At 71.8% G+C, this 26,630-nt stretch carries 27 protein-coding genes and 2 pseudogenes; 12 read left to right on the plus strand and 17 right to left on the minus strand.

Features of this window, described 5'->3' with window-relative positions; all coding sequences use genetic code 11:
* Position 1: 1 nt before the first annotated feature.
* Positions 2-1,012, minus strand: a complete 1,011-nt coding sequence (locus EJ357_RS40770; protein WP_126396844.1) for a zinc-dependent alcohol dehydrogenase — start codon at positions 1,010-1,012, stop codon at positions 2-4.
* Entirely contained in the window at positions 1,005-1,436 is a 432-nt protein-coding gene (locus EJ357_RS40775; RefSeq protein WP_126396846.1) for a tautomerase family protein, read from the minus strand. The genes EJ357_RS40770 and EJ357_RS40775 overlap by 8 nt, the downstream gene beginning before the upstream one ends.
* A 103-nt stretch (positions 1,437-1,539) precedes the next feature.
* On the opposite strand from EJ357_RS40775, the gene EJ357_RS40780 reads away from it, so the two are divergent.
* Positions 1,540-2,130: a TetR/AcrR family transcriptional regulator gene (locus tag EJ357_RS40780; RefSeq protein WP_126396848.1), complete on the plus strand. Its 591-nt coding sequence runs from the start codon at positions 1,540-1,542 to the stop codon at positions 2,128-2,130.
* A 133-nt stretch (positions 2,131-2,263) separates the two neighbouring features.
* On the opposite strand, the gene EJ357_RS40785 is transcribed toward EJ357_RS40780, so the two are convergent.
* The 6 genes and pseudogenes from EJ357_RS40785 to EJ357_RS40810 form a co-directional block, all read right to left on the minus strand.
* Positions 2,264-2,791: an NUDIX hydrolase family protein gene (locus EJ357_RS40785; protein ID WP_175647881.1), complete on the minus strand. Its 528-nt coding sequence runs from the start codon at positions 2,789-2,791 to the stop codon at positions 2,264-2,266.
* Positions 2,792-2,833: 42 nt separating this feature from the next.
* Entirely contained in the window at positions 2,834-4,036 is a 1,203-nt protein-coding gene (locus EJ357_RS40790) for an amidohydrolase family protein (protein WP_126396852.1), read from the minus strand.
* A 1-nt stretch (position 4,037) separates the two neighbouring features.
* Positions 4,038-5,441 (minus strand): type I glutamate--ammonia ligase, encoded by a 1,404-nt coding sequence (locus EJ357_RS40795; protein WP_126396854.1) that lies wholly within the window; start codon positions 5,439-5,441, stop codon positions 4,038-4,040.
* A gap of 83 nt (positions 5,442-5,524) precedes the next feature.
* Entirely contained in the window at positions 5,525-6,334 is an 810-nt protein-coding gene (locus EJ357_RS40800; protein WP_126396856.1) for an SAM-dependent methyltransferase, read from the minus strand.
* A 140-nt stretch (positions 6,335-6,474) separates the two neighbouring features.
* Complete coding sequence (locus tag EJ357_RS40805; RefSeq protein WP_126396858.1) at positions 6,475-7,299, minus strand: hypothetical protein; 825 nt, start codon at positions 7,297-7,299, stop codon at positions 6,475-6,477.
* A 123-nt stretch (positions 7,300-7,422) separates the two neighbouring features.
* Positions 7,423-7,515 (minus strand): annotated as a pseudogene (locus EJ357_RS40810) (DNA-binding response regulator); the annotation flags it as partial.
* Between the two features lie 4 nt (positions 7,516-7,519).
* Between EJ357_RS40810 and EJ357_RS40815 the strand changes: the two are divergent.
* The 8 genes and pseudogenes from EJ357_RS40815 to EJ357_RS40850 all read left to right on the plus strand — a co-directional run.
* Positions 7,520-8,099, plus strand: a pseudogene (locus EJ357_RS40815) (sensor histidine kinase); the annotation flags it as partial.
* 87 nt (positions 8,100-8,186) lie between these two features.
* A complete protein-coding gene (locus EJ357_RS40820; RefSeq protein ID WP_126396859.1) occupies positions 8,187-8,819 on the plus strand; it encodes a helix-turn-helix domain-containing protein in 633 nt (210 codons plus the stop codon).
* Between the two features lie 45 nt (positions 8,820-8,864).
* Positions 8,865-10,202, plus strand: coding sequence for a M24 family metallopeptidase (locus EJ357_RS40825; RefSeq protein ID WP_126396861.1), 1,338 nt, complete (start codon positions 8,865-8,867; stop codon positions 10,200-10,202).
* Positions 10,202-11,179, plus strand: a complete 978-nt coding sequence (locus EJ357_RS40830) for a thiamine pyrophosphate-dependent dehydrogenase E1 component subunit alpha (protein WP_126396863.1) — start codon at positions 10,202-10,204, stop codon at positions 11,177-11,179. Before EJ357_RS40825 ends, EJ357_RS40830 begins: the two co-directional genes overlap by 1 nt.
* Positions 11,167-12,147 (plus strand): alpha-ketoacid dehydrogenase subunit beta, encoded by a 981-nt coding sequence (locus tag EJ357_RS40835; RefSeq protein ID WP_126396864.1) that lies wholly within the window; start codon positions 11,167-11,169, stop codon positions 12,145-12,147. The genes EJ357_RS40830 and EJ357_RS40835 overlap by 13 nt, the downstream gene beginning before the upstream one ends.
* A gap of 22 nt (positions 12,148-12,169) precedes the next feature.
* Positions 12,170-13,522, plus strand: a complete 1,353-nt coding sequence (locus tag EJ357_RS40840) for an amidohydrolase family protein (protein WP_126396866.1) — start codon at positions 12,170-12,172, stop codon at positions 13,520-13,522.
* Positions 13,519-14,394: a cupin domain-containing protein gene (locus EJ357_RS40845; RefSeq protein ID WP_126396868.1), complete on the plus strand. Its 876-nt coding sequence runs from the start codon at positions 13,519-13,521 to the stop codon at positions 14,392-14,394. The genes EJ357_RS40840 and EJ357_RS40845 overlap by 4 nt, the downstream gene beginning before the upstream one ends.
* Positions 14,391-15,083: an SDR family NAD(P)-dependent oxidoreductase gene (locus EJ357_RS40850; RefSeq protein ID WP_126396870.1), complete on the plus strand. Its 693-nt coding sequence runs from the start codon at positions 14,391-14,393 to the stop codon at positions 15,081-15,083. The genes EJ357_RS40845 and EJ357_RS40850 overlap by 4 nt, the downstream gene beginning before the upstream one ends.
* 74 nt (positions 15,084-15,157) lie before the next feature.
* Here EJ357_RS40850 and EJ357_RS40855 read toward each other — a convergent pair whose 3' ends face one another.
* The 5 genes from EJ357_RS40855 to EJ357_RS40875 all read right to left on the minus strand — a co-directional run bounded on the left by EJ357_RS40855 (position 15,158) and on the right by EJ357_RS40875 (position 18,428).
* Positions 15,158-15,967, minus strand: coding sequence for an SAM-dependent methyltransferase (locus EJ357_RS40855; protein ID WP_126396872.1), 810 nt, complete (start codon positions 15,965-15,967; stop codon positions 15,158-15,160).
* A 48-nt stretch (positions 15,968-16,015) separates the two neighbouring features.
* Positions 16,016-16,663: an HhH-GDP family DNA glycosylase gene (locus EJ357_RS40860; RefSeq protein ID WP_126396874.1), complete on the minus strand. Its 648-nt coding sequence runs from the start codon at positions 16,661-16,663 to the stop codon at positions 16,016-16,018.
* Positions 16,660-16,992, minus strand: a complete 333-nt coding sequence (locus EJ357_RS40865) for a DUF3140 domain-containing protein (RefSeq protein ID WP_126396876.1) — start codon at positions 16,990-16,992, stop codon at positions 16,660-16,662. The genes EJ357_RS40860 and EJ357_RS40865 overlap by 4 nt, the downstream gene beginning before the upstream one ends.
* A gap of 65 nt (positions 16,993-17,057) precedes the next feature.
* Positions 17,058-17,540, minus strand: a complete 483-nt coding sequence (locus EJ357_RS40870; RefSeq protein ID WP_126396879.1) for a Dps family protein — start codon at positions 17,538-17,540, stop codon at positions 17,058-17,060.
* Between the two features lie 78 nt (positions 17,541-17,618).
* Positions 17,619-18,428: an alpha/beta hydrolase gene (locus tag EJ357_RS40875; protein WP_126396881.1), complete on the minus strand. Its 810-nt coding sequence runs from the start codon at positions 18,426-18,428 to the stop codon at positions 17,619-17,621.
* 253 nt (positions 18,429-18,681) lie between these two features.
* On the opposite strand from EJ357_RS40875, the gene EJ357_RS40880 reads away from it, so the two are divergent.
* Positions 18,682-19,869 (plus strand): thiolase family protein, encoded by a 1,188-nt coding sequence (locus EJ357_RS40880; protein WP_126396883.1) that lies wholly within the window; start codon positions 18,682-18,684, stop codon positions 19,867-19,869.
* Positions 19,870-19,935: 66 nt separating this feature from the next.
* Positions 19,936-20,706, plus strand: coding sequence for a sulfite exporter TauE/SafE family protein (locus tag EJ357_RS40885; RefSeq protein ID WP_126396885.1), 771 nt, complete (start codon positions 19,936-19,938; stop codon positions 20,704-20,706).
* An 8-nt stretch (positions 20,707-20,714) separates the two neighbouring features.
* Here EJ357_RS40885 and EJ357_RS40890 read toward each other — a convergent pair whose 3' ends face one another.
* Together EJ357_RS40890 and EJ357_RS40895 are read right to left on the minus strand one after the other, a co-directional pair.
* A complete protein-coding gene (locus EJ357_RS40890) occupies positions 20,715-21,527 on the minus strand; it encodes an HAD-IIA family hydrolase (protein ID WP_126396887.1) in 813 nt (270 codons plus the stop codon).
* A gap of 33 nt (positions 21,528-21,560) precedes the next feature.
* Positions 21,561-23,027: a hypothetical protein gene (locus EJ357_RS40895; RefSeq protein WP_175647700.1), complete on the minus strand. Its 1,467-nt coding sequence runs from the start codon at positions 23,025-23,027 to the stop codon at positions 21,561-21,563.
* 167 nt (positions 23,028-23,194) lie between these two features.
* Here EJ357_RS40895 and EJ357_RS40900 point away from each other — a divergent pair, with 167 nt between their 5' ends.
* A complete protein-coding gene (locus EJ357_RS40900; protein ID WP_126396889.1) occupies positions 23,195-23,941 on the plus strand; it encodes a cobalt-precorrin-6A reductase in 747 nt (248 codons plus the stop codon).
* Here EJ357_RS40900 and EJ357_RS40905 read toward each other — a convergent pair.
* Complete coding sequence (locus tag EJ357_RS40905; protein ID WP_126396891.1) at positions 23,931-24,395, minus strand: hypothetical protein; 465 nt, start codon at positions 24,393-24,395, stop codon at positions 23,931-23,933. The genes EJ357_RS40900 and EJ357_RS40905 overlap by 11 nt on opposite strands.
* Positions 24,396-24,438: 43 nt before the next feature.
* Complete coding sequence (locus EJ357_RS40910) at positions 24,439-26,520, minus strand: MDR family MFS transporter (RefSeq protein ID WP_126396893.1); 2,082 nt, start codon at positions 26,518-26,520, stop codon at positions 24,439-24,441.
* Positions 26,521-26,630: the final 110 nt, after the last annotated feature.

Consider the following 26,630-nt stretch of genomic DNA (forward strand, 5'->3'; position numbering starts at 1 on the left):
GTCAGGCGCCCTCGCGGACGAAGACGGGCTTGAGGTGCTTCTCGGGCAGGGCGTCGGGGAGTTGCTCCCAGTCGAAGACGTGGGAGACGACCCGTCGGGGGTCGACCTTGCCGGAGCGGGCGAGTTCGAGGGCGTCGGGGATGTGGCCGCGGACGTTGTCCCGGGCGATGCGCAGCGTGACGCCGGTGAGGTACATGTCGAGCAGCGGCAGCTCGCCGGGACGGAAGTGGTTGCCCGCGGACTCGCAAATGCCTTCCGGGGCAAGGGACTTGGCGGCCAGGGTGAGCTGCTCGACCCGCCCTGTGGCCTCGACGGCGATGTCGAAGCCGTGCCGGACGGGCTCCAGTGCCTCGGCGGTGGCGGCGCCGAAGCCGCGGGCGAGCTCGCGGTGCGCGGGGTCGGGATCGACGTACAGCACCTCGGAGGCGCCGAGCGCGCGGGCGATGTCGCACACGTACAGGCCGATGCTGCCACGGGCGACGACCAGGACCCGGGCTCCGGGCCGCTGCTTGAGGTGGGGCGCCACCAGACGCCAGGACAGTGACCAGTTGTCACTGGCCGACGCCATGGCGACCGGGTCCAGATCGCCGGGCAGCGTCACCAGCATGGCGTCCGCCCACGGCACCCGGACCAGGTCGGAGAAGAGCCCGCCCCAGTTGCCGCCGATCGGTGCGCCGTACATCGCCATGTGCGGTACGGCCGTGCAGTGCGCGGTCAGTCCGGCGCGACAGTGTTCGCAGGAGCCGCAGTTGACGGACCAGGGGACCACCACGAGATCGCCCGGAGCCACGGTCGTGACGGCGTCGCCGGTCTCCACGACCCGGGCCACGCACTCGTGACCGAGGGCGAACGGCGGGTCCAGGAAACCGTGCCCGGCCAGGATCGCCGAGTCGACGTCACAGGACGTCGTGGCCACCGGGGCGACGATCGCCTCCTGGTCCGACCGGAGCTTCGGGTCGGGCGCCTCGCGCCATTCGACCGTGTGCCGGGCGACGTAGGTCAGTTCACGCATCGGCCTGCTGCCCCTTCGCCAGGGCCACGAGGTCGGCGTACCGGATGACAGACCCGCCCGCGCCCCAGGTGCCGTCGGCCTGTTCGTGCACCAGCACCCACACCCGCAGGGCGTCGGCCCGGTCGAGCCCGGCCGCGTCGAGCACCGTCTGGGTCGCCTCCTCGACCAGGCCGGCCTTGCGCCGCTCGGACAGCGCGCCCTGCGGGACCGTCACCTCCACCAGGAAGCGGGGCGCGTCGTCCTCAGCGGTGGTCTGTGCCCCCTCGGGCAGCTCGACGAGGTAGCTCCACGCCTGGGCGCGGAAGAACTCGGTGCCGGGCGCGCCCTCCCAGTGCAGCAGTGCGGCGGCGAGGTCCCGCTGGACGGTCCTGCGGCCCTCCTCGGTCAGGGAACCTGACGGGACGGTGAGCCGGATCATCGGCATGACGAAGTCTCCTCTCGTGCCCTGCGGCTGTCTATAACAGTCGTTATAAGAGAAGGTCAGGCTAGAGTATTACGAGTGTTATAGTCAGAGGGGAGTTGCGGTCTTGGCCAAATCCAGCGCGCCGTCGCGTGACCGCATCGTGGCCGGGGCGGCGGACCTGATCAGCAGACGTGGCCTGAACGCCGCGAGCATCCGGGAGGTCGCCAAGCATGCGAAGGCGCCGCTCGGCTCGACGTACCACTACTTCCCCGAGGGCAAGCAGCAGCTGGCCACCGAGGCGGTGCGGTACGCGGGTACGGCGGTCGCCGGGATCCTGCAGAAGGAACTGGACGCCGGCCCGGTCGCCGGGCTGCGCGCGTTCCTGGCGCTGTGGCGCGGCATCGTCGTCGAGAGCGACTTCCGCGCCGGCTGTCCCGTGCTGGCGGTCTCCGTCGAGGAGCCTGCGGCCGACGAGCTCTCGCCGGCCCTGGTCGCCGCCGCCGAGGCCTTCCAGGAGTGGGAGCGGCTGCTCGTCGAGACGCTGTGCGCGCACGGGGCCGACCCCGAGCAGGCGCCGGGGCTGGCGGCCCTGATCGTGGCATCCGTCGAGGGCGCGATCGCCATGAGCCGCGCCGAGCGCAGCATGCGGCCCCTGGACCGGGTCGCGCAGCAGCTCGAGGCACTGATCGTGGGTGCGGTGGGCCGTCCGGACTGACGGGGAGGGCTCGCGGGGGCGCGCTTACCGCTGTGCGGTGCGCCCCGCCGTGCTGTCGGCCGGCGCCGGAGACCCTCGCGGATCCCCGGCGCCGGCCGTTACGACGGACATGTCCCGCGTCCTCCTCCGAGGGTCAGATCACGACGCCCACATGCGCCAGCGCCTGCCTCAGCAGCACTCCGTGCCCGCCCGGCATCTCGCTCTGCACCGCCGGAGACAGTGCCTCCTGCGGGCTGAACCAGACCAGGTCGAGGGCGTCCTGGCGGGGCCGGCAGTCGCCGGTGACCGGGACGACGTACGCGAGGGAGACCGCGTGCTGGCGCGGGTCGTGGTACGCCGTGATGCCCTGCGTCGGGAAGTACTCCGCGACGGTGAACGGCTGCAGCGAGGTCGGGACGCGGGGGAGCGCCATCGGGCCGAGGTCCTTCTCCAGGTGGCGCAGCAGGGCGTCACGGACGCGCTCGTGGTGCAGCACGCGGCCGGAGACCAGCGTCCGGCTGACCGTTCCGTCCGCTCCGATGCGCAGCAGGAGGCCGATGCTGGTGACCTCGCCGCTGTCGTCGACGCGCACGGGCACGGCCTCGACGTACAGGATCGGCATGCGCGCGCGGGCCATCTCCAGCTCGTCGGAGGACAGCCAGCCGGGCGTGGTTTCGGTCATGTCAGACATTGCTTGATCATACTTTCCGGGAATTGCGACCGCTCAGTCGCGGGGCTGACGGGATTCGGGAGCGGGGGCGGGAGCGGCAGGGGGAGCGGGAGAAGGGGCGGGTTCGGTGGCGGGCAGTCCGTAGAGGCGGCGGGCGTTGTCGCCGGCCGTCCACGCCGCGATCCGCAGCGCGTCCGGCAGGCTCAGTTCGTCGGCGTCCACCCGGTCCTGGAGCAGGTCGCCCAGGCCCTGGCGGAACGCCAGCGCGCCAAGCCGGTAGAACTCCGCCAGACCATACGCGTCCGAGCTGTACAGCAGCTTGCGGAACGGGGTGATCTCCAGGGCCTCCGCCAGGATCGCCCGGGACCGGGCGGGGCCGACGTGGTGCAGGGTGAGGCCCACGTCCAGGTACACCTGCTCGAACACCGCGGCAAGATAGGCGGCCTGCCGCTGGTACGGCCAGCAGTGCAGGAGCAGGACGGGGATCGTGCCCTTGGAAAGATGCAGCCAGTCCGTGAGGTGGGTGGGGTCCACCCGGTGCAGCCGGATGTCGTTGTCGCCGAATCCGGTGTGGATCTGCAGGGGGAGCCCCAGGTCCACGGCCGTCCACAGCAGGTGCCGTATCAGGACCGGGTCGGCCAGCCGGCCGCCCTCCGCCATCCAGAGCCGGGCGGCCTCGGTGACCAGCGCGTCCGCCGGGCGCGCCGGGTCCAGGTCGAAGCCGGTGCGGTACGCGGCCACGGACTTCACGGCCACGGCGCCCGAACGCCGTACGGCCTCCTCGGCGGCCGTGCGGAAGGCGGTGGCGTAGGCGTCGGGCTCGATCCCCTCGGCCGCCACCGCTTCGGCGACCGATTCCAGCCGTACGACCTCGTACGCGGTCCCGTCGGCGGTCTCCGCCAGTTCCCCGGGCGTGGTGATGGGGTGCGGGGTGTACCCGGTGTCGACGCAGAACACCTCGGTTCCGGCGGCTGCCAGGAACCGGCGGTTCACCTCGCGGACGCCGAGTTCCGCGCGCCGGGCCAGGTACGCGTCTGCGGCGGCGTGGCGCGGCAGATCGAGCAGGGGTGCGCAGTGGCGGCGTACGGCCACGCCGGCCGGGGTGTCGAAGGGCGAGATGCCGGGCCAGGGTTCGCCCTCGGTGAGCAGGGACTCGAAGCCGTCGCGGTCCAGGTCGGCGGTGACCACGCCGTGGCAGTGATGGTCCACCAGCGGCAGTGCCGCGAGCGCCTCGTGGACCGGGCCGGTGGCGCCCATGTCAGTACTTCCAGCGGTAGGCCGCCGCCACCCGGTCGTCGTCCAGCCCGGCGACGGCGGCCAGTTCGCCCTGGCGTACGGCGATCACGGCGTCGGCGAGGACCGGGCCCAGCGCGGCCCGCAGCGGCTCGTCCGTACGGAACTCCTCGACCGCCTCGCCCAGCGAGGCCGGCAGCCGTCGGACGCCGCGGGCCGCCGCGTCCTGCGCACCGAGCTGCGCCGGATCTCCGGTGATCTCCTCGGGCAACCGCGCGCCCGACGTCAGTCCGTCCAGCCCGGCGGCGATCAGGCAGCCCAGCGCGAGGTACGGGTTGGCGGCCAGGTCCACCGGCTTGATCTCCAGATTGGCCGCCTGGTCGCGGTGGCCCGCCGTGCCGGTGACGACGCGCAGGCCCGCTTCCCTCGTCTCCCGGCCCCACGCGGTGAACACCCCGGCCCACTGGGATGGTTTGAGCCGCAGATAGCTGGCCGGGCTCGGCGCCGTCACCGCTGTGAGGGCGGGCAGGTGGGTGAGGATGCCGGCCGCGAAGGACTCGGCCTCGGGCCGCATGCCGTGGCGGCGGGCACCGCCCGTGTGCAGATTGACGCCGTCGCGCCACGCGGAGAGGTGGACATGGCCGCCGTTGCCGACGCCCTGCCCGAGGACCGCCGGCGCGAAGGAGGCCGCGAGCCCGTGGCGCTGAGCCACCGCGCGGATGGTCTGCCGCACCAGCACGCTGCGGTCGGCCGCCGCCACCGGGTCGAGCGCGCTCACCGACAGCTCGAACTGCCCGGCCGCGTACTCGGGATGGAGCTGGTCGACCTCCACACCCTGCCGTGCGAGCGCCGCCAGCAGATCCGCGGCGCAGTCGCTCAACTCGACCTGGCGGGTGGCGCCGTACGCCGGTCCGGTGACCGCGGGCACGAACGCGCCGTCGACGCCGGGTGGTTGGGCGACGGCCCACTCGATCTCGATGCTCGCCCGGAAGCTGATCCCGTAGCGCTCGGCGGTCTCCTGGACCATCCGCCGCAGAAAAGTACGGCTGCACCCGGGATGCCGCTCGCCCTCCTGCGTGATCCGGTCGACCGGCGCCCACGCCCAGCCGGGCTGCCCGGCCAGCTCCACCAGGTGGTCCAGGTCCGGATAGAGACGCAGGTCGCCGTCCGGGGAGCCCAGGACGTCGGTGGTGACGATGGAGTCGTTCGCGAGGAACGTGTCGAACACCGGCGACATGCCGACGCCCCACGCCGCCGCCGAGGCGAGCTTCCCCGTCGGGACCGTCTTCACGCGGCCGACGCCGGCCGTGTCGACGTACGCCAGGACGATCCCGTGCACGCCCCGCCCGGACAGCTCCCCGCTCAGCGCGGTGGCCCGCTCGACGTCACCGGGACGCCCTCCCGGTACGGGGTCGGCAAGGGTGGTCATACGGTCTCCTCGACGAACTCGGCCGGACCGCGCCGGTGCTGTCCCTGCCGGTTCGGTCCGGGTCGTGCGGTCCCTGCTGGGCGTCAGGGTTTCACGGCCACCGCGCCGTACTGCGGCACCGGAGCGGGGGAGCCGGGGGCGCGCCACTGCGAGCAGGACACCATGCCCGGCTCCAGCAGCTCCAGACCCTCGAAGAACGCGGCGATGTCGGCGCCGCTGCGGGCCGTGATCGGCGGCGTGGCGTTCTCGTTCCAGAACTTCATCGCCGGGATCTGGCCCTCGCCGCCGAGCTCGGAGTCGAACGTCGGGTGCGTCAGCACCAGGAGGCTGCCGGAGGGGACCGCGGCCAGGACACGCCGCACGATCTCGCGGGCCTTGTCGTAGTCCAGGACGAAGTTGAGGATGCCCAGCATCATCACCGCGACCGGCTCGGTGAAGTCCAGCGTCTGCCCGGCGCGTTCGACGATGGCGTCCGGGTCGTGCACATCGGCGTCGATGTACGCGGTGACGCCCTCGCGGGTGCCGGTGAGCAGGGTGCGGGCGTGCACGAGCACGATCGGGTCGTTGTCGACGTACACGATCCGTGAGTCGGGCGCGACACGCTGGGCGATCTCGTGGGTGTTCTCCGCCGTCGGCAGCCCGGTGCCGATGTCCAGGAACTGCCGTACGCCCCGCTCCTCGGCCACGAAGCGCACCGCCCGGCCGAGGAAGTCGCGGTCCGCGCGGGCGATGTCCCGGATGATCGGGAACATCCCGGCGACATGCTCGCCGACCTGCTGGTCGACCTCGTAGTTGTCCTTGCCGCCGATCCAGTAGTTCCACACGCGCGCGTTGTGCGCCACCCCGGTGTTCAGCTTCGCCGACCCGCCCGACGGGGTGTGGCCATCGCTCACGACTTGTCCTCTCCTCGCACGCACGCACGACCGAAACCGGCCATCGCCGCCATTGTGCCGCTCCGTTGATCACGGTGTCCCGGGAATCGGCAGAGCGGGTACGGCCGTTGGCGTGCGGCGGGAGGACTGCCGCGGATCCGTCACTCGATCTCGCTGGGCGTCGCGGCCGGCGACTTCCCGGCCAGCACGTCCTGCAGTCGCTGGGTGCCCAGCTTCACCGCCTGCTCGACTGAGTCGTGCTCGTCCCCGTCGAGGCCGCCCGCCGTGACGGTGATCGCGTCGTTGCCGACGCGTACGGCGGCGACGTCCAGGGTGAGCGTGGCCTGCTCGCCGTCGGTCGTGCCCTGCACCGTCACGCGCAGACCCTGCCGGGCGTCGCCCACCTTCGGCAGCGAGGTCTCGATCACCTGGACGGTGCGCTCCTCGCCGTCCTCGGTCATCGTGAACTGGTCGCACTCGTCCGGCAGCTTCGCCATCCAGTTCAACGAGTCCTGCGGGTCGCTCCGGTCGTAGGAGGCGACCTGGTACAGCAGACGCGAGTCGTCCTGCGTGAAGCCGCGCAGCGCGTTCGCTCCCGATGGCTTGCCCAGCAGGTCGTCGTCGTAGAGCGAGTCCATGAGCTGCTGGCAGTCGGCGGCGTCGGCCTTGGCGGTGAGGAAGTCCGAGACGTCGACCGTGCCGATGAGCAGCGAGTCGTGCCAGTTCTCGGCCTCCGTGTCCTTGACCTGCGTCCAGTCGTCCTCGATGTCCGCCTCGGTGATCAGCGCGGTCTGCGCACCGGACTCGGTGAGGGTGGCCGTCGGCGAGGGGGTCGGCTGTTTCCTGGCGGCGGGGGACGCGGTGACGCCCGAATCCCGTGACTCGTCCTTGTCACCGTTGTCCGAGCAGGCGGCGGTGGTCAGCAGCGCGCCCGCCGCCAGAGCCGAGGAGAGAACGCGGGCGAGCCGGGACGTACGACGGGTCATCGGGAGTGCCTCCTGAGAACGTGGCGCGTGTCCCTCAGCGCACCACCGCGGCCGACGGCCCACCAGCGGCGCCGGACCGTTCGAGTGAGCCCCGCCCGCAGCGCCGGCGCCTCGGAGCCCGGTTCACGCGCCGGGCCGCGCGTACCCGTTCTGCCAGGCCCACGCCGCGATCTCGACGCGATTGCGGGCCGCCGGCTTGAGCTGGACGCTGGACAACGTCTACCTGCGCACCATGGACTACCGGCGGACGCTCGCCGTCAGCGAGACCCGGCGCGCCGAACGCGTCGCCATCGCCGCCGACCCGCACGACCTCGTCGCCCACCATGTCACCGGGATCCTCGTGCAGACGCAGATGGCCCGCATGATGGCGCGGACCGAGCCGCAGGAGCTCGCCCCGGTCCTGGCCGGCATCGAGCCGCCGCCACCGAGGCCCTCGCCTCGATGCGCCGCACCGTCACCCTGCGCCGCGACCCCGCCGTCTGCGACGACCTGCCGCACGAGGTGCAGGCCGCGGCCTTCCGGATCGTCCAGGAGGCGCTGACCAACATCCGCCGCCACGCGGCCGACGCCTCGCACATCGACGTCCGCCTGCGGGACGACGCCGGCCGCCTGGAGGTGTCGGTGGCGGACGACGGGCGAGGCGGCACCCAGCTTCCCGCGGCCGCCCACGGCGGCGGCTTCGGCCTGGTCGGCCTCAAGGAGCGGGTGACCGCACTGGGCGGCGACCTGCACGCCGGCCCGCGGGGCGGGGTGGGGTGGGGTGGGAGGTGCGGGCGGTGTTTCCGGTACGGAAGTCCTGACGGGCCGTGGTACCGAACAGCCCCCTTACTGTTCAATGAGAGCGAACGACCTCTGGCCCCTGCCCCGCCCGTCGAGAGGAGCCGTCCATGCCCCCCGCCGCCGTTCCGCCTCTCGGCGCGCGCATCCGGCAGGCGCGCCTCGAACGCGGCACGAGCCTGCGGGCACTGGCCCGTGAGATCGGCATGTCGGCGAGCCTCGTCTCGCAGATCGAGAACGGCAAGAGCCAGCCCTCGGTCAGCACCCTGTACGCCATCACGACGGCCCTCGGTATCTCCGTCGAGTCCCTCTTCGAGGCGGGCGAGTCCGCTGCCGCGTCCCGGCTGGTCCCCGGGACCGTCATGCACGCCCTGGCCGCCTTCGCCGCCGACCCCGGCCGACGCATCGGCCCGCTGGTGGCGCCGGGCGATCGGGAGGTGCTGGAGCTGGACTCGGGCGTCACATGGGAGCGTCTCGGCCATGTCCCCGGCACCGATGTGGACTTCCTGCTGGTGACCTACCGGCCCGGCGGCGCCTCCTCCAGCTCCGGCGGCCTCATGCGCCACACGGGCACCGAGTACGGCTATCTGACCTCGGGCGAACTGATCCTCACCCTCGGTTTCGAGGAGCACACACTGCGTCCCGGGGACGCGGTCTGCTTCGAGTCGACGACCCCGCATCGCTACCGCAATGATGGTCCTGTACCGGCCGTGGGCGTCTGGTGCGTGTTCAGTGGTACTTGACACCCGCGGCGCCCGGACGTTCACTCCGAGGTGGGGGTGGTCGCCATGGCGATCCGCACATTCGGACCCAACGCCGTCGACTGGGAAGAGCGCGTCGACCTGGACCGGCTGCGCAGGCAGCGGCTGGCCCGCCTCAACGAGACCCTGAACCGCTCCGAGCTGGGCGCGGTGCTCAGCTTCGACTTCGCCAACATCCGCTACATGACGGCCACGCACATCGGCACCTGGGCGATGGACAAGCTGATCCGCTTCGCCCTGCTGGTGCGCGGGTCCGAGCCGATCGTCTGGGACTTCGGCTCCGCCGCCCGTCACCACCAGCTCTACAACCCGTGGCTCGACTACAGCGACGGCAAGGAGGGCCCGCCCACCGGCGCCCGCGCCGGCATCTCCACGCTCCGCGGCGCCTTCCACCCGGACGCGGGCATCGCCGAGGACGTCGCCGCGAAGATCGCCACCGAGCTGCGCGCCCACGGCCTGGCCGGCGAGCCGCTCGGCATCGACGTCGCCGAGATGCCGATCCTCACCGCCCTGCGCGCCGAGGGCCTCGACGTCGTCGACGGCCAGCAGGTCTTCCTGGAGGCCCGCCGCCTCAAGACCCCGGACGAGATCTCCCTGCTCACCCAGGCCTGCGCGATGGTCGACGCGGCGTACGAGGAGCTGTACGGCCATCTGCGCCCCGGCGTGCGCGAGAACGAGTGTGTAGGCGTGGTCAGCAAGGTGCTGTACGACCTCGGCAGCGAGTACGTCGAGGGCGTCAACGCGATCTCCGGCGAGCGCTGTTCACCCCACCCGCACGTCTACAGCGACCGCCTGATCCGCCCCGGCGACCCCGCCTTCTTCGACATCCTGCACAGTCACCTCGGCTACCGCACCTGCTACTACCGCACCTTCGCCGTCGGCAGCGCCTCCCGCGCCCAGAGCGATGCCTACGTGCGCTGCCGTGAGTACATGGACCAGGCCATCGCCCTGGTCCGCCCCGGCGCCACCACCGCCGACGTCGTCCAGGTCTGGCCGCGCGCCGAGGAGTTCGGCTTCGCCGACGAGACCGCCGCCTTCGCCCTCCAGTACGGGCACGGAGTCGGCCTGTCCATCTGGGAGAAGCCGATCTTCAGCCGGCTCGTCTCCCTCGACCACCCCGAGGTCCTCGAAGAGGGCATGGTCTTCGCGCTGGAGACCTACTGGCCCGCCGCCGACGGCTGGTCCGCCGCCCGGATCGAGGAGGAACTGGTCGTCACCGCCGACGGCTGCGAGGTCATCACCAAGTTCCCGGCGGAGGAACTGCTGGTGGCGGGCCGCAAGTACTGGACGGTGGGCGGCGAGCTCAACACCCGACGTGAGTCGCAGTCCCACCTCAACACCCCGCACGGCGACGGGCTGCGCTGATGGACCGGGCCGAACTCCTCGCCGCCTACGAGCAGATGGCCGTCATCCGCCGTACCGAGAAGGCCGCGCACGACCTGTTCCTCCAGGGCCTGGTCAAGGGCACCACCCACCTCGCCGCAGGACACGAGGCCATCGCGGTCGGCGCGAGCGCCGCCCTGCGCCCCGACGACTACGTCTTCGCCACCTACCGGGGACATCACCACGCGATGGCGCGGGGCGCCACCCCGCAGGAGTGCCTCGCCGAACTCATGAGCCGGGCAACGGGGTTGTGCCGGGCCAAGGGCGGCTCCATGCACCTGACCAAGGCGTCCACCGGCATGCTCGGCTCGTACGCCATCGTCGGTGCCCACCTCCCGATGGCCGCCGGCGCCGCCTGGTCGGCCAGGCTGCGCGGCACCGACCAGGTCGCGGTCGCGTTCTTCGGCGACGGCGCCACCAACATCGGCGCCTTCCACGAGGCGCTCAACCTGGCCGCCGTGTGGAAGCTGCCGGTGCTGTTCGTCTGCGAGAACAACCTGTACATGGAGTACACGCCGATCGCCGACGTCACGGCCGTGGCCAGGCCCGCGGCCGACCGGGCGCCCGCGTACGGCATCCCGGGCGAGGTGGTGGACGGCAACGACGTCGTCGCCGTCGAGGAGGCGGTGGCCAGGCTGGCGGGTCGGGCCCGGGCAGGGGACGGGCCCGCACTGCTGGAGGCACAGACCTACCGGCACTTCGGCCACAGCCGCGCCGACCCGGCGACCTACCGGCCGGCCGAGGAGGTCGAACGCTGGCTGAAGCACGACCCGTTGGACCTCGCGCGCGGGCGGCTGGTCGAGATGGGGGTACCGGCCGAGACGGTCGCCGAGGCCGATGACCGGGCGAGTGCCGTCGTACAAGGGGCGGTCGATGCCGCGAAGGCCGCCCCGCCGCCCGATCCGGACGAGGCGCTGACCGAGGTATGGGCGGACGGAGGTGCGGCGTGGCGGACGTGATCAGCTACCGGGAGGCGGTCGCCGAGGGCATCGCGCGGGAGATGCGGCGCGATCCGTCCGTGGTCTGCCTGGGCGAGGACATCGGCGAGGCAGGAGGCGTGTTCAAGACGACCGTCGGGCTGTTCAAGGAGTTCGGGCCCGAGCGGGTGTGGGACACGCCCATCTCCGAGCAGGCCATCGTGGGGGCCGCCATGGGCGCCGCGATGACCGGGATGCGTCCGGTGGCCGAGATCATGTTCTCCGACTTCCTGGCCTGCTGCTGGGACTACCTCGCCAACGAGATCCCGAAGGTCCGCTACATGACGGGCGGTCAGGTCACCGTCCCGCTCGTCGTGCGCACCGCCAACGGCGGAGGGCTCGGCTTCGGCGCCCAGCACTCCCAGGCCACCGAGAACTGGGCGTTCACGATCCCGGGGCTGAAGATCGCCGCACCGGCGACCCCGGCCGACGTGATCGGCATGATGGCCGCGGCGATCCGCAGCGACGACCCGGTCGTCTTCTTCGAACACAAGGGGCTCCTCGCCTCCAAGGGCGCGCCGGCACCGCCGGGCCACATCGTCGAGCTGGGCCGTGCCGCCGTCGTCCGCGAGGGCGCCGACGCCACCCTCGTCGCGCTCGCCTCGATGGTGCCGGTCGCGCTGAAGGCCGCCGAGCTGCTGTCCGACGAGGGCATCGAGGCGGAGGTCGTCGACCTGCGCTGCCTGGTACCGCTGGACGTCGCCACCGTGCTGGCCTCGCTCGGGCGGACCTCGCGGCTCGTCACCGTCGAGGAGAACCCCTACCAGGGCGGCTGGGGCGCCACGCTCGTCTCGGTCGTCGCCGACGAGGGGTTCGGACTGCTGGACGCGCCGGTCAGACGGGTGGCGGGGGAGTGTGTCCCGCTGCCGTTCGCCGACGCGCTGGAGGAGCGCGTGATCCCCACCGTCGACAAGGTCGTGGCGGCCGTACGCGGACTCGCCGCTTACTGAACACCCCATGGGAGGAAGGGCGATGACCGATCGGATACTCCTGCGAGCCGGGCATGTGCTGTCGATGGACCCCGACGTCGGGGAGCTGCCCCAGGGGGACGTCCTCATCGAGGACGGCAGGATCACGGCGGTGGAGCGGGAGATCAGCGCCGACGCGGAAGTGCTCGACATGACCGGCCGGATCGTGATCCCCGGCTTCGTCGACACCCACCGGCACACCTGGGAGGCGTCCATCCGCAACGTCGCCCCCGACGCCACCCTGGACGACTACTTCGTCGACATCCTCGACACCTTCGCACCGCTGTACACCCCCGAGGACGTGTACGCGGCCAACCTCGCGGGCTCGCTGGAGTGCCTGAACGCCGGCATCACCACCCTCGTCGACTGGTCGCACATCAACAACACGCCCGAGCACCCGGACGCGGCGATCCAGGGCCTCACGGAGAGCGGCATCCGCGCCCAGTACGCGTACGGCAGTGCCAACACCTCCCTCGCCGACTACTGGTTCGAGAGCAAGATCGCGATCCCGGGCGACGACGTACGGCGGATCCGCAGCAGCTACTTCTCCTCCGCCGACGGCCTGCTGACCATGGCCCTGGCCACCCGCGGCCCAGGCTTCTGCCTCAACGACGTCGTCACCGCGGAGTGGGGCCTCGCCCGTGAGCTGGACATCCCGATCACGGTGCATGTGGCGATGGGCCGGCTGGCGGGCCGCTTCGGCATGGTCAAGCAGCTGCACGACCTGGGGCTCCTCGGCGCCGACACCACCTACATCCACTGCTGCTACTTCAGTGACGAGGAGTGGCAGATGGTCGCCGACAGCGGCGGCACGGTGTCGATCGCGCCGCAGGTCGAGGTGCAGATGGGGCACGGCTGGCCGCCCGTGATGAAGGCCATCGAGTTCGGACTGCGGCCATCGCTGAGCATCGACGTGGTCACCACCGTGCCCGGCGACATGTTCACCCAGATCCGCGCGGCCTTCGGCGCCGAGCGGGCCCGCGTCAACGCCGACTGCTGGAAGGCCAATCTGCCCGTTCCCGAAACCATGTTGACGGCTCGTCAAATGTTGGAGATCGCCACCCGCAACGGTGCCCACGTCGCGGGCCTGGAGGACCGCACCGGCTCCCTGACCCCCGGCAAGCGCGCCGACGTCGTCGCGATCGACGCCACTGCCCTGAACGTCGCCCCGGTGCACGACGCGGCCGCCGCCGTGACGCTCTCGGCGGACGTCTCCAACGTCGACACGGTCATCGTCGACGGCGTGATCCACAAGCGCGACGGCAGGCTCGTCGCGGACGTCGACCGCGCCCGGCGACTGGTCCAGGAGTCCCGCGAGCGGCTCCTGGCCGCGAAGGAGGCGAAGAGCGCCGCATGACCCGACACCTGGTGCGCCGGGCCGCCGACGTCCCGGAGCCGCTGTACGACGAACTCGGCCATCGGCGCCGGGAGTTGGTGGGCGAGGGCGACGGCAGCGTGCACACCGGCTTCGGGCTGTGCGAGATACGGCCCGACGGCCGGGTCGCCGCGCATGTGCACTCGTACGAGGAGAGCTTCCATGTGCTCGACGGTGCCGTGATCCTCGACGTACCCGAGGGGTCGTACCTCCTCGAAGAGGGCGACTACGGCCTCCTCCCGACCGGCGTCCCGCACGCCTGGCGCGGCGCCGGGGACACCGCCGGAAGCTGGGCCGACATGCTCGCCCCCGTGCCGCGCGCCCGCTACGGCCACGACACCCAGCCCGTCCCCGCGCTGCCGGCCCGCGACCCCGTCCGCATCGACGTCCGCGACCCGCGCACCCGGTCCCTCGGCCACTTCGAACCCGCGCAGATGGACCCCGGCAAGCAGTCCCAGGACCTGCTCGCGGTGTCGGCGAGCATGCGCACCGCGCTGCTCGTGTACAGCGGCATCACCGTGAAGATGATGGTCGACGGCGACCTCGGCGCGGTCGCCTCGACCATGTTCATGGTGCGGTACGCCCCCGACGGCGTCGCGGGCACGCACGACCATCCCTTCGAGGAGACGTACCTGATCCTGGAGGGCGTCGTGGACGCCGCCTTCGACGGCGAGCGGTACCGGCTCGGGCCGGGTGACCTCGCCTGGGCCGGTGTGGGATGTGTGCACGGATTCGCCAACGCGGGGGAGGGGCCGGTGCGTTGGCTGGAGACGCAGGCACCGCAGCCGCCGTCGCGCCACTCGTACCGGTTCACGCGGGACTGGGACTACCTGAGGGAGGCCCTGGGGTCATGAGCAGTGTGGTGGTGGTCGGCGGAACGTCCGGGATCGGCCGTGAGTTCGCCCGCTTCCGAGCGGGGCGAGGTGACGAGGTGGTGCTCACGGGGCGGGACGCGCATCGCGCCGACACGTTGGCGAAGGAGGCCGGCGCCGCCCGGGGCATCGCCCTCGATCTGTCCCGGCCGCGGGAGATCGCTCCCGCGCTGGCCGACGTCGGACGGGTCGACCACCTGGTGATCGCCGGCGTGTTCCGCGACGACAACCGGGTCGCCGAGTACGACATCGACGCCGCCCTGCGGCTCGTCACGCTCAAGCTCGTCGGCTACACCGAGGTCGTGCACACCCTGCGGCCCCGGCTGCACGACGACAGCGCGATCGTGCTGTTCGGCGGGCAGGCCAAGGAGCGCCCGTATGTGGGGGCGACGACGGTGGCGACCGTCAACGCGGGGGTGGGCGGTCTGGTGAACACCCTCGCGGTCGAGTTGGCGCCGGTACGGGTCAATGCGGTGCATCCGGGGGTCGTGGGGGACAGCCCGTACTGGCTGGGTAAACCCGAGGAGGTGCGGGCCGGGTTGCGCGCCAGAACACCCACCGGGCGGCTCGCCACGATGGGCGACGTGGTGGACGCCGTGGACTTCCTGCTGCGCAACCGATCGGTGAACGGGGTCGAACTCGCCGTGGACGGTGGGTGGTTGCTCGGCTGAGCAGACTTCCGGCTGCGGTCTTCCGGCCGAGGAGTCCTCCGGTCGAGCAGTGGTGCGGCCGAGCCGGGGGTGGGTCAGCGCTTGAGGCCGACCGCGCCGTACAGCGACACCGGCCCTTCCTTCTCCCCGTTCTCGTCCGCGTCAGGCCGCCAGTCCGACAGGGAGACGATCCCTGGTTCGAGCAGTGCGAGTCCCTCGAAGAACTGCCCCGTCTCGGCGTGCGAACGGGCCACGAGCGTCACCCCGCTCGCCGCGTAGGCGGCGACGCCCCGGTGGACGTTCTCAGGATCGAAGTCCGCCGTCAGCGCCGAGAGCACCAGGCAGCTGCCCGGCGCCAGCGCGCCCACCAGAGTGTCCACGAGGTCGTGGGCGCCGTCGTCGTCCGCGATGAAGTGCAGGAGCGCGATCAGGGACAGCGCGACGGGCCGGTCGAAGTCGAGGACGGTCGCGGCCCGTTCGAGGATCCGCTCAGGCTCGCGCGCATCGGCCTGCACATACCCGGTCGCGCCCTGCGGAGTGCCGCTCAGCAGGGCCTCCGCGTGAGCGAGGACGATCGGGTCGTTGTCGACGTACACCACCCGCGCGTCCGGGGCGACGGACTGGGCGACCTGGTGCAGGTTGGGCTCGGTCGGGATGCCGGATCCCACGTCGAGGAACTGGCGGATCCCCGTCTCCCGGACGACCGCCCGCGTGGCCCGAGCCATGAACCGGCGGTTGGCACGCGCGTGCCGCGGGGCGTCGCCACCCTGCATCGCGGTGATCCGGCGTCCCAGTTCCTCGTCGACGGGGTAGTTGTCCTTGCCGCCGAGGAACCAGTCGTAGACGCGCGCCGGATGCGGTCTGCTCGTGTCGATGAGCGGTACGGCCGGCTCGGTCCCGGTCACACGGGTCTCCTCTGCTCGACAGCGGCGTGTCCGATCAGTCTGACACGATCACGCGGCCCGGCGGAGGCTGTCTTCGGCCACCGCCTTGTCGAGCGAGGCACGCACCAACGCCGCGGCGAGCACGGCCGGTTCGGTGTTCCCGGCGAGGGCGGCCAGGCGGTCCGGGTCCTTGGGCAGACCGAGCCGCTCGGCGCCCGAGAGGGCCTTGCCGTCCAGGTAGGGTGCCACTTCCGGCCAGACCCGCTGGGCCTCGCGCAGGAAGATGTCGGCGCCGGCCGGGCCCATGCCGGGGAACTCCCGGAGCAGGCGGCGCAGTTCGGGGACGTCGCCGTCCGCCTCCTTCCGCAGCCTCCGCAGGTCGCCGCCCCAGCGCTCGCTCAACAGCGTCGCACCGTCCCCGAGTTGGGTGGCGGTGCGCTCGTCGTAGCGCCGGTAGCCGCCCCGGCCCAGCGCATCCACCCGCTCCTGCCACGAGGCGTCGGCCATGCGGCGCGGGTCGCGCAGGCCCGCGTCGTACAGGGCGCGGGCGGTGTCGACGGCGATCGAGCCGCGGATCCGGGCGCTGAGCAGATGGGCCAGCACCAGCAGCCGGTACAGGGGCTGCGGGGTGTTCCTCAGTGGGATGCCCGCCTCCTCGGCGAACGTCTGCCCGTGCGCGCGTACGAGCTCCCGTACGACGCGCTTGCCGTCGCTCACGGCCTTAGCGGGTCGTGGCCGATCGTCATCAACTGATGCCGACGGCGCGTCTGCTCCGGCTCGGGTTCGTTCTCCAGGTCCGCCTCATCGGTGACGGTGTCCACGACGTCGTACATCACCTGGATGTCGTCGTCCGTGAGGTCCATCCGCCGCTTCTGGAGGATCGCGAGGACGTGCTGTCCGGTGGGCGTGCCGGCCTGGTCCGGCAGTGGCTCGGTCTCCTCGTCCGCGTCACTGACCCGCAGCCAGGCGGCCAGCTCCTGCGACGTCATGTTCACCACGCGGTGGAAGTCCTGCCACAGCGTGTCGAGTTCGAGGGCGTCGGTCACGGTGTGCCCCTCTCCCGGGTAGGGCTCTGTGCGTCAGGGCGTGCTGTTCTGCGCGTACGGCCGTGTCACTCGCCGCGTGGCCAGTTCTCCGCGTCGAACATCCAGCGCTGCTTCTCCAGCTCGCTCGTGATGCCGATCAGCAGGTCCTGCGTCACCGGGTCCGGTTCGGCGGTCGCGTCGATGCGTTCGCGCAGCCGTCCGATGGCCGCCTCCAGCGTGTCCACGACCAGCTGGACGACCTCGTTGTCGCGCACCCAGCCCTCCTTGGGACCGGGCAGCGTGTAGGCCGCGGCGATGGTCTCCGGCCGTCCGTCGGGCGGGACGCCGAGCGCGGCGGAGCGCTCCGCGACCGTGTCCGCGTACGAGCGGGCCACCGACACGATCTCGTCGAGCTGCAGATGGATCGAGCGGAAGCGCGGGCCCACGATGTTCCAGTGCGCCTGCTTCCCGATCAGCGAGAGCCCGAGAAGATCGATGAGGGTGCTCTGCAAGGCGTCTCCCGCGACCCGGCGGGCCGGTTCGGGGAGCGTGCTCCTGACCACAGTCATACCGAGCTCCTCCTTCTGGGTGCTTGGCTCCATGCGGGCGCGGGTGCCCAGCGCGAACCGGTGCAAACCCGGCGCGTCTCAGTGGGCGAGCGCTCCGTCCAGAAACTGGATGAGATCCCCGAAAACCTCCGCCTTGTTCGTCTCGTGGAACACCTCGTGCCGGGCGCCCGCGTACACACGCTTGGTCAGCTCCTCTCCGCGCAGCTCCTCGATGCCGGTGCGGCTGCCGGGGAGTGGGACCAGGCGGTCGTCGTCGCCGTGCAGCCACAGCAGCGGCACCCGCCCGATACCGCCGCTCTCGGACACGGTGTCCAGCATCCGGGCGAAGGCCTCCACCGTCGGCCGCTTCATCGGGCCGTGCCAGACCAGCGGATCCGCCGCGTACGCGGCGCCCACCTCGGGGTCGCGGGAGAGCGCGGCCGGGTTGATGGGGGTGTCGGGGATCGTGTCGAGGGCGAGCAGGCGCCGGGGCAGTTCCCAGTCGCCGATGACGGGCCCGGACAGGACGAGGGCGGTGAGCTCGGCGCCGTGCAGCTGTGCGAAACGGGCCGCGATCAGGCCGCCCATCGAGTGCCCGATCATGACGACCGGTACGCCCGGATGCGCGGCCCGGGCCAGCTCGGCGACGGCATGCACATCGGCGACCACGTCCTCGAAGTCCTCGATCACCACCCGTTCGCCCGCCGACTTCCCGTGTCCGACATGATCGGGCCCGAACACGGCCGCACCGTGGCCTGCGAGGACCTCCGCCACCTCGGCGTACCGGCCGACGTGCTCTCCGTAGCCGTGGGCCAACAGTGCGACGTACCGGGGCCGAGGGGTCGGCCATTCGCGTACGACGATCGATCCCCGGCTTCCGGCGAGGGCATGCTCACGGGTGTCGGCCATGTCTTCTCGTACCCTCCGGCTGCGTCGGTGAAGGTGCTCGGGAGGGATCTTCCCAGGTGCGGCAGGTCGCCTTGCCCAGGTGTGGAGGTCACTCTCCCCAGGTGCGGAGGTCACTCTCCTCAGGTGCGGAGGTCGGACTTCGCGGGTGCGGCAGGTCGGTCTTCCCAGAGCGCGGCGGTCCGGTCTATAGTCCAAAACTAGCGGTGCTAATTAAATGGGTGCCGATCCACACTGCCCGGTCAGGAGACCTGTCGTGCGTCCCGTCCACTTCGCGGCCGCCCGCCGCACCCCCATCGGCAAACTCCGCGGAGCACTGTCGTCGGTACGGCCCGACGACCTCGCCGCGACCGTGATCCGGGGCCTCGTCGCGGATGTGCCCGCCCTGGACCCCGCGCGTATCGACGACGTCTACTGGGGCGCCGCCAACCAGGCCGGCGAGGACAACCGCAACGTCGCCCGTATGGCCGCACTGCTGGCCGGCCTGCCCGAGTCGGTCCCCGGCGCCACGGTCAACCGCCTGTGCGCGTCCGGCCTCGAGGCGGTCACGACGGCGGCCCGCACCATCGCGGCCGGCGAGGCCGACATCGTGCTCGCGGGCGGCTCCGAGTCCATGAGCCGCGCGCCCTTCGTCCTGCCCCGCCCCGACGAGGCGCTGCCCCACCGCGTCGAGACCTTCGACACCCGGCTCGGCTGGCGCCTGGTCAACCCGGCGATGAAGGAACTGCACGGCCTGCTGGCCATGGGCGAGACGGCCGAGGAGGTCGCCGAGCGGTACGGCGTCCCGCGCGAGCGGCAGGACGAGTTCGCGCTGCGCAGCCACCAACGGGCCGCCGACGCCCGCAAGAACGGCCACTTCGACGACGAGATCCTGCCGGTGCGGCGCCCGGACGGGGTGCTGGTCGACAGCGACGAGTGCGTCCGCGAGGACACGTCGTACGAGAAGCTGTCCCGGCTGAAGCCGGTCTTCCGCGCAGGCGGCAGCGTCACCGCGGGCAACGCCTCACCGATGAACGACGGCGCGGCCGGACTGCTCCTGGTCAGCGAGGAGGCCCTGAACGAACTGGGCCTGGAGTCCCTCGGCCGCTACGTCGCCGGCGCCTCGGCCGGCGTCCACCCCGATGTCATGGGCATCGGCCCGGTCCCCGCCACCCGCAAGGTCCTGGCCCGCGCGGACTGGACGGTCGCCGACCTCCAGGAGGCCGAGTTCAACGAGGCGTTCGCGGCCCAGGCACTCGCCTGCGTCGACCGGCTCGGCATCGATCCCGAGCTGGTCAACGCGAGCGGCGGCGCGATCGCGCTGGGGCATCCGCTGGGCTGCTCCGGCGCCCGGATCCTCACGACGTTGCTGCACCGGATGCGCAGGACCGGGGCGGAGCGGGGACTGGCCACCATGTGCGTGGGCGTGGGGCAGGGGAGCGCGGTGCTGGTCGAGCGGCACTAGCGGTCTCCCGACTGGCGAGACGGTTCTTACAGGTACCTGTTGTCTGCACATACCATCGGTCTCCGCATGGACACGATGAACCTCTGGCACATAACAGGGTGGGAATTCGCCGCGCTCGCCTTCGCGGCCCTGCTCGTCGGCTTCTCCAAGACAGCCGTGAGCGGGGCCAACACGGTCAGCCTGGCGATCTTCGCCGCCGTACTGCCCGCCCGCGCCTCCACCGGCGTCCTCCTGCCGATCCTGATCGCCGGTGACGTGCTCGCCGTCCTCACCTACCGACGGCACGCCCACTGGCCCACCCTGTGGCGCCTGTTCCCGGCGGTCGCGGCCGGTGTCGTGTTCGGCACGCTGTTCCTGGTGTGGGCGGACGACGGGAACGTCCGTACCTCGATCGGCGCGATCCTGCTGCTGATGGCGGCCGTCACGGTATGGCGCCGCCGCACGGCCGAGAAGGAGGACGAACCGGACTCCGTCACCACCCGGGCCGGCCGGGTCAAGGCCCGCTCGTACGGTGTCCTCGGCGGCTTCACCACGATGGTCGCCAACGCGGGCGGCCCGGTGATGTCCATGTACCTGCTGTCGGCCGGCTTCCGGAAGCTCGGATTTCTGGGGACCTCCGCCTTCTTCTTCCTGATCGTCAACGTCTCCAAGGTGCCCTTCAGCGCCGGACTGGGCCTGATCGACGGCCCCTCGCTCCTGCTCGACGCCGCCCTCGTGATCTTCGTCGTACCCGGCGCGCTGATCGGCAAATGGGCCGTGCACCGGATCAACCAGCGGCTGTTCGAGCAGCTCGTCATCGCCGCGACGGTCGTGGGCGGCCTCCAGCTGCTGCGCTGACACCCCGGTTACCGCTGTGCGGATCCCGGCAGTTCCGCCAGCAGCACGGGCAGACCGGCGAACGAGTCGATGACATGGTCGGGGGTGCCGCTCGCGTCCCGGTGCGTCTGAGGAAGGTACTTCCCGGTCCTCACCAGCACGCCCGTGACACCGGCCCGCTGCGCCGCCAGCACATCGGACTCGATGTCGTCGCCCACCATCACCGCCTCGTCCGCCCCGACCCCCACATGCGCCAGCGCCGCCTCGAAGAACGCGGCCGACGGCTTGCCCGTGATCTCCGCCTCGACCCGCGCGGCCTTCTCCAGGCCGACCAGGAAGGCGCCGGTGTCGAGCTGCAACCCCTGGTCCGTACGCCAGTAGAGATTGCGGTGCATGGCCACCAGGCGCGCCCCGCGCTGGAGGTGCCCGAAGGCCCGGTTGAGCGCCGCGTAGCCGAACTCGGGCCCGGCACCCCCGACCACCACGACGTCAGGAGCGCTGTCGCCGCCCTCGTCCTCGCCGACGACGGTCACCCCGCCCAGGTCCTCCGCGATGTCCCCGCTGTTCAGCAGCGCACACCGCGCCCCCGGCCAGTGCTCGGCGAGATACGCGGCGGTGACGGCGGGCGCCGTCAGGATGTCCTCGGCGGACACCGCGAACCCCGCGTCCGTCAGCGTCCGGGCGATCGACGCCCGCGTCCGCGAGGTCGTGTTCGTCACCAGCACCACACCGAGCCCGGCCGCGCGGATCTCCCGCAACGCCTCGACCGCCCCCGGCAGCGGCTGCCAGGAGACGGTGAGGACCCCGTCGATGTCGATCAGGACGGCACGTACGGATCCCATGCCAGGACGATAGACCGGCCCGGCCGTCCTCGCTCAGGGAGCGATCCCGACACCCTCGATCCCGCTCCACGCCCGCTCCTGACCGGCCGTCATCGCCGGCCACCGCAGCCCGCCCGGACGCGGCTCGACGCGCGAGGCGTACGGATCCGGACGGAAACCGGTGTCGTAGAAGCAGCCGGTGCCGTACGTCTCGTCGAAGCGGCCGCACGACGCGGCCACCGACGCCGGCGTGGGCTTCTCCCCCTCGCGCACCCACGCGTCCAGGGCGTCGACGGACGCGGCGTACTCGGCATCACTGAGCTCACTGTGCTCGCGCTCCCGAGTGAACGTCTGCACCAGCTGCCCGGCCCGACCGGCCCCGCGCAGCGTGGCCCGGTACGCCGCCTCGTGCTCCACGAACGCCGTCGGATCGTCGATCGCGTGCAGCGTGAGCACCGGGATCGAGACCTTGCCGGTGAGATCGCTGTCGTAGGACAGATCCCGTACGGCCGTGGGGTTGGGGGCGAACCGCTCGACACCGGCGTTGAGCGCCTCGTCGTCGTGCGAGCCGGAGTAGCGGACACCCCGGTTGCCGAACGGGTTCCGGCCCCCGAGGCGCTCGTGCACGATGTCCCGGAACGTGAAGGTCGCGAACCGCAGATGCGACTCCAGGCTGCGCTCCGGGATCCTCGTGACGGCCAGGATGTCGTCGAGGTTGCGCTGCTGCGGCGCGGTCCGCTCCTCGGGCGCCGACGCGTAGCCGGTGCACTCCTGCAGCCGGGCTCGCAGCCCGGCGGCCGTCATGGTCGAGTCGGCGCGCAGCCCCTGCCACAGCGGGTACCGCGGCTCGGTCGGGCGCGGGTGGTTACCGCAGTAGTACTGGTAGACGACACGCAGGTCGACGCGGTAGTCGTAGCCGCGCGAGCCACCGGCGAGGACGCCGTTGGTGAGCAGCGCCCCGTCGTACGCCCCGTGCCGCCCGCCGTAGCTCTCCACGACCTTCGCCGCGACGTTCCCGCCCCACGACTGGCCGTGCACGTACGTGCGCCGCGGCTCGCCGAACTCCGCGACGAACAGTCGGCGCACGCTCTCGGTGTCGGCGGCGGCCATCCGCGTCCCGTAGCCGCCCCGGCGATACGACGAACCCGCCCAGGCATAGCCCTCCTTCACCATCACCGACCAGCGGCCCAGGTCGTCCAGGCTGCGGGCGGGGTCGGACCCGGCACCGAGATCGGGGCCGCCGTGGGCGTGCACGACGAGGGAGCCGTTCCAGTCCCGGGGTACGGCGATCGCGTAGTAGGCGCCTTCCGCGTCGCGGCCGGTGTAGCAGTCGGCCTTGCCGACGAGGCCGGTCGGGCAGTCCGCGTGCGCCGCTTCCGCCGTCTCGCCCCGGGCGTTCGACGCGCCGACGAGGATGCCGACGGTGAGGACGCCGGCCAGGAGGGCGGCGAGCGTCGTACGGCGCCGGTCCTGCGAGGGGACGGACCTGCGGATCAGTGCATGCGTTCGCGTCCAGTCCAAGACGCTGCTCCTCGTCCTCGTCGGCGCGTCGTCGAGCCGTGCGCGATGCTAGAGAGCGACGGGGCGGGGAACCACGATCTGAAAATTGTGTTCATAGTGTTCATCGATGCCCCGGGCGCACGAACCCGGCGTCCCGCTCCCCGCGACCCACCTCGTACGCTCCCCCCATGTCCCCCCGCCACATCCTGATCCTCGGCGGCACCACCGAGGCCCGCGAACTCGCCACCGCGCTCACGACGCACCCCGGCGTCCGGGTCACGACCTCCCTCGCGGGGCGGGTGTCACGGCCGGGCGCGGTCGAGGGGGAGGTCCGGATCGGCGGCTTCGGCGGGGCGGAGGGCCTGGCCGACTGGCTGCGCGCCGAGCAGGTCGACGCCGTCGTCGACGCCACGCACCCCTTCGCCGAGTCGATCACGGCGAACGCGGCGCGCGCCGCGACGGCGACCGGTGTGCCGACGGTGGTCCTGCGCCGCCCGGGATGGCGACCGGGCCCGGCGGACCGCTGGCACGAGGTCGCCTCGCTGGACGAGGCCGCCGCGCTGCTGCCGAGCCTCGGTCACCGGGTCTTCCTCACCACCGGCCGCCTGGGCCTGGCGGCCTTCGCCCACCTCGCGGACCTGCGCTTCCTCGTACGCTCCGTCGACCCACCCGAGCCCCCGATGCCCCCGCACACCGAAGTGCTCCTGGCCCGCGGCCCGTTCACGGTGACCGACGAGACGGCCCTGCTGCGCGAGCACCGCATCGACGTCCTGGTCACCAAGGACAGCGGCGGAGCGGCGACCTCGGCCAAACTCACCGCCGCCCGCCACCTCACCCTCCCGGTCGTCGTCGTACGACGCCCCCCGCCCCCGGCGGGCACGCAAGCGGTGCCGGACGTGGCGGGGGCCCTGGAGCGGCTCGGCCTCAGCCCGTGAGGACCGAGGCGCGGATGCGGTCGATGGCGCGCAGGACCTCGTCGCGGTTCTTCGCCCGCTTGATCCAGGCGGGCAGACGGGCGACGTAGGTCATCTTCCGCCCGCGCTCGTACCAGGGCGGCCGCTCCCGCAGCGATGCGGCGACGAACCGCCTGAGCAGGTCGAGGTGTTCGAGGTTGTAGGCCCACACCTCTCCGTGCCTGGTCCGGGTCCGGAGCCACAGGACCGGGTGGGCACACCGTCCCTGGGCACACGACGAGTTCCGCACGAGGCCGCAAGACGGGCAGACCAGACGCAGCTGCCGGTACGACATGCCGTGGGCGTCCGGAGCGTCGGCGGGCCGCCTGTCGAAGTGGGCCATTCCGTCGCAGCGCGGGCAGCGCACCAGCATCGAGTCGGTGAACTCGTACTCCTTGCTGAGGGGATCACGGAAACGCACCGGCGTGGCAGACATGCCGCGAGTATCACCGCGGACCGCCGCACGCCGCACCCGGGTTTCAGCGCGACTCGCTCAGCGCCGGCTCCTTCTCGCGGCTCGGCAGGCCGTGGGTCAGGTCCTCGAGGAGCAGGCGCTTGGCGATCGTGTGGACCGCGGCGCGCAGATCCGTGCCGGGGGGCCGGCCGATGTCCTCGTGCACCCGGGCCTCCAGCCAGGTGCCCCACGCCTTGCCGATGACCTCGGCCTCGCGGGCGCCCGCCGCGGTGTGGGAGAGGAGGGAGCCGTCGCGGGTGAGGTAGCCCTCCTCGACCATGCGGTCGAAGACCGGCAGGAGCACTTCCGGGGGCATGTGGCGGCGGGCTGCGATCATGCCGAGACTGGCGTGGCCGACCAGACGGGTCAGCAGGTCGACCTGGATGACCGCCCAGGCGCCGGCCACGTCGAGGCGCGTGTCGGAGTCCGCGATGATGCGGCGTGCCGTGTCGGGCTGCAGGCCGCCGATGATCTTTCCGACGGACGTCTCCAGCACCCGCTGGGCGTTGGCGTCGTGCGGCGACGCGAAGCCGTCGCCCAGGTCGGTGGACCCCAACCGCGCACTGTCGCGCAGCGGCACCTGCTTGAGGAACAGGGCCACCACGAAGCCGACCGCCGCGACCGGCACCGTCCACAGGAAGACGGTCTGCAGCGTGTCGGCATAGGCCTCGACGATCGGGGCGGCGACCTGCGGCGGCAGCCCGTGCAGGCCCTCGGGGCTGGTCGCCGCCTGGGCGATGGCGGTCGGATCGAGCCCGCTGCCCGTCCTCGCGGCGGTCTCGACGGCGGCGGTGAGGTTGGGTGTGAGCGTGTTGGTGTAGATCGTGCCGAAGACGGCCGTGCCGAACGAACTGCCCAGCGTACGGAAGAAGGTGACACCGGAGGTCGCGGTGCCGAGGTCGGCGTACACGACGGTGTTCTGCACCGCGATCGTCAGGACCTGCATGCACAGGCCGATGCCGGTGCCGAACACGAACATGTACAGCGACTCCAGCCAGGTGCCGGACGACGGCCCCATGAGGGACATCAGGAACAGCCCGACCGCCATCACCAGGGAGCCGACGATCGGGAAGACCCGGTACTTCCCGGTCTTGCTGACCACGTTGCCGCTGAACACCGACGCGATGAGCAGCCCCACCACCATCGGCAGCGTCCGCACGCCCGAGATCGTGGCCGAGTCGCCGTCGACGTACTGCAGATAGGCCGGCAGATACGTGATCGCGCCGAGCATGGCGAAGCCGACGATGAAGCTGAGCACGGAGCAGACCGTGAAGACGGGGTTGCCGAACAGCCGCATGGGCAGCATCGGTTCGGCCGCCCGCGTCTCCGCCCAGCAGAACAGGCCGAGCGCGACCGCACCGCCGACGAACAGGCCGATGATGACGCCCGAACTCCACGCGTACTCGTTGCCGCCCCAACTGGTCGCCAGAATCAGCGCGCTGGCGCCGACCGCGACGAGCCCGATGCCCAGGTAGTCGATGACGGGCCGGGACGCCGACTTGACCACCGGGATGGTCCGGGCGGCCGCGATGACCACGATGATCGCGATCGGCACGTTGACGTAGAACGCCCAGCGCCAGGTCAGATGGTCGGTGAACAGCCCGCCCAGCAGCGGTCCGATCACCGTCGCCACACCGAACACCGCGCCGATCGCGCCCTGGTACTTGCCGCGTTCCCGGAGCGGGATGACGTCGGCGATCAGGGCCATCGCCGTCACCATCAGACCGCCGGCCCCGACACCCTGCATCGCCCGCCAGAGGATCAGCAGCGTCATGTTGGAGGCCAGACCGCACAGGAACGAGCCCGTGATGAACACGATCGCGGAGACCTGGAAGACCACCTTGCGGCCGAACATGTCGCCGAACTTGCCCACCAGGACCGTCGCGACGGTCTCCGCGAGCAGGTACGACGTCACCACCCACGACATGTGCTCGGCACCGCCCAGGTCCGACACGATCGTCGGCAGCGCCGTGCCCACGATCGTCTGGTCGAGGGCCGCGAGGAGCATCCCCAGCATGATCGTCACGAAGACGACATTGCGCCGACGCGAGTCCAGCACGGGTGGCTGGGAGGCGGCGGGCGGGGCGGATCCCTCGGCGAGCGTCACGGCCCCACGATCACAGCGGTGAGAGGGCGGCGCATGCGGGAACGGTCCGCTCGGGTGCCGGGTGCCGGGTGCCGGGTGCCGGGTGCCGGGTGCCGGGTGCCGGGTGCGGG

It is taken from the genome of Streptomyces cyaneochromogenes, from assembly GCF_003963535.1.
Lineage (GTDB): Bacteria > Actinomycetota > Actinomycetes > Streptomycetales > Streptomycetaceae > Streptomyces > Streptomyces shaanxiensis.

Excerpts from the sequence above, each read along its gene's own strand:
- EJ357_RS40795 (WP_126396854.1), bottom strand. The coding sequence starts at position 5,441 with ATGACCACCCTTGCCGACCCCGTACCGGGAGGGCGTCCCGGTGACGTC.
- EJ357_RS40870 (WP_126396879.1), bottom strand. The coding sequence starts at position 17,540 with ATGACTGTGGTCAGGAGCACGCTCCCCGAACCGGCCCGCCGGGTCGCG.
- EJ357_RS40775 (WP_126396846.1), bottom strand. The coding sequence starts at position 1,436 with ATGCCGATGATCCGGCTCACCGTCCCGTCAGGTTCCCTGACCGAGGAG.
- EJ357_RS40805 (WP_126396858.1), bottom strand. The coding sequence starts at position 7,299 with ATGACCCGTCGTACGTCCCGGCTCGCCCGCGTTCTCTCCTCGGCTCTG.
- EJ357_RS40840 (WP_126396866.1), top strand. The coding sequence starts at position 12,170 with ATGACCGATCGGATACTCCTGCGAGCCGGGCATGTGCTGTCGATGGAC.
- EJ357_RS40825 (WP_126396861.1), top strand. The coding sequence starts at position 8,865 with ATGGCGATCCGCACATTCGGACCCAACGCCGTCGACTGGGAAGAGCGC.
- EJ357_RS40770 (WP_126396844.1), bottom strand. The coding sequence starts at position 1,012 with ATGCGTGAACTGACCTACGTCGCCCGGCACACGGTCGAATGGCGCGAG.
- EJ357_RS40820 (WP_126396859.1), top strand. The coding sequence starts at position 8,187 with ATGCCCCCCGCCGCCGTTCCGCCTCTCGGCGCGCGCATCCGGCAGGCG.
- EJ357_RS40900 (WP_126396889.1), top strand. The coding sequence starts at position 23,195 with ATGTCCCCCCGCCACATCCTGATCCTCGGCGGCACCACCGAGGCCCGC.
- EJ357_RS40830 (WP_126396863.1), top strand. The coding sequence starts at position 10,202 with ATGGACCGGGCCGAACTCCTCGCCGCCTACGAGCAGATGGCCGTCATC.
- EJ357_RS40845 (WP_126396868.1), top strand. The coding sequence starts at position 13,519 with ATGACCCGACACCTGGTGCGCCGGGCCGCCGACGTCCCGGAGCCGCTG.
- EJ357_RS40850 (WP_126396870.1), top strand. The coding sequence starts at position 14,391 with ATGAGCAGTGTGGTGGTGGTCGGCGGAACGTCCGGGATCGGCCGTGAG.
- EJ357_RS40885 (WP_126396885.1), top strand. The coding sequence starts at position 19,936 with ATGGACACGATGAACCTCTGGCACATAACAGGGTGGGAATTCGCCGCG.
- EJ357_RS40790 (WP_126396852.1), bottom strand. The coding sequence starts at position 4,036 with ATGGGCGCCACCGGCCCGGTCCACGAGGCGCTCGCGGCACTGCCGCTG.
- EJ357_RS40785 (WP_175647881.1), bottom strand. The coding sequence starts at position 2,791 with ATGACCGAAACCACGCCCGGCTGGCTGTCCTCCGACGAGCTGGAGATG.
- EJ357_RS40875 (WP_126396881.1), bottom strand. The coding sequence starts at position 18,428 with ATGGCCGACACCCGTGAGCATGCCCTCGCCGGAAGCCGGGGATCGATC.
- EJ357_RS40905 (WP_126396891.1), bottom strand. The coding sequence starts at position 24,395 with ATGTCTGCCACGCCGGTGCGTTTCCGTGATCCCCTCAGCAAGGAGTAC.
- EJ357_RS40890 (WP_126396887.1), bottom strand. The coding sequence starts at position 21,527 with ATGGGATCCGTACGTGCCGTCCTGATCGACATCGACGGGGTCCTCACC.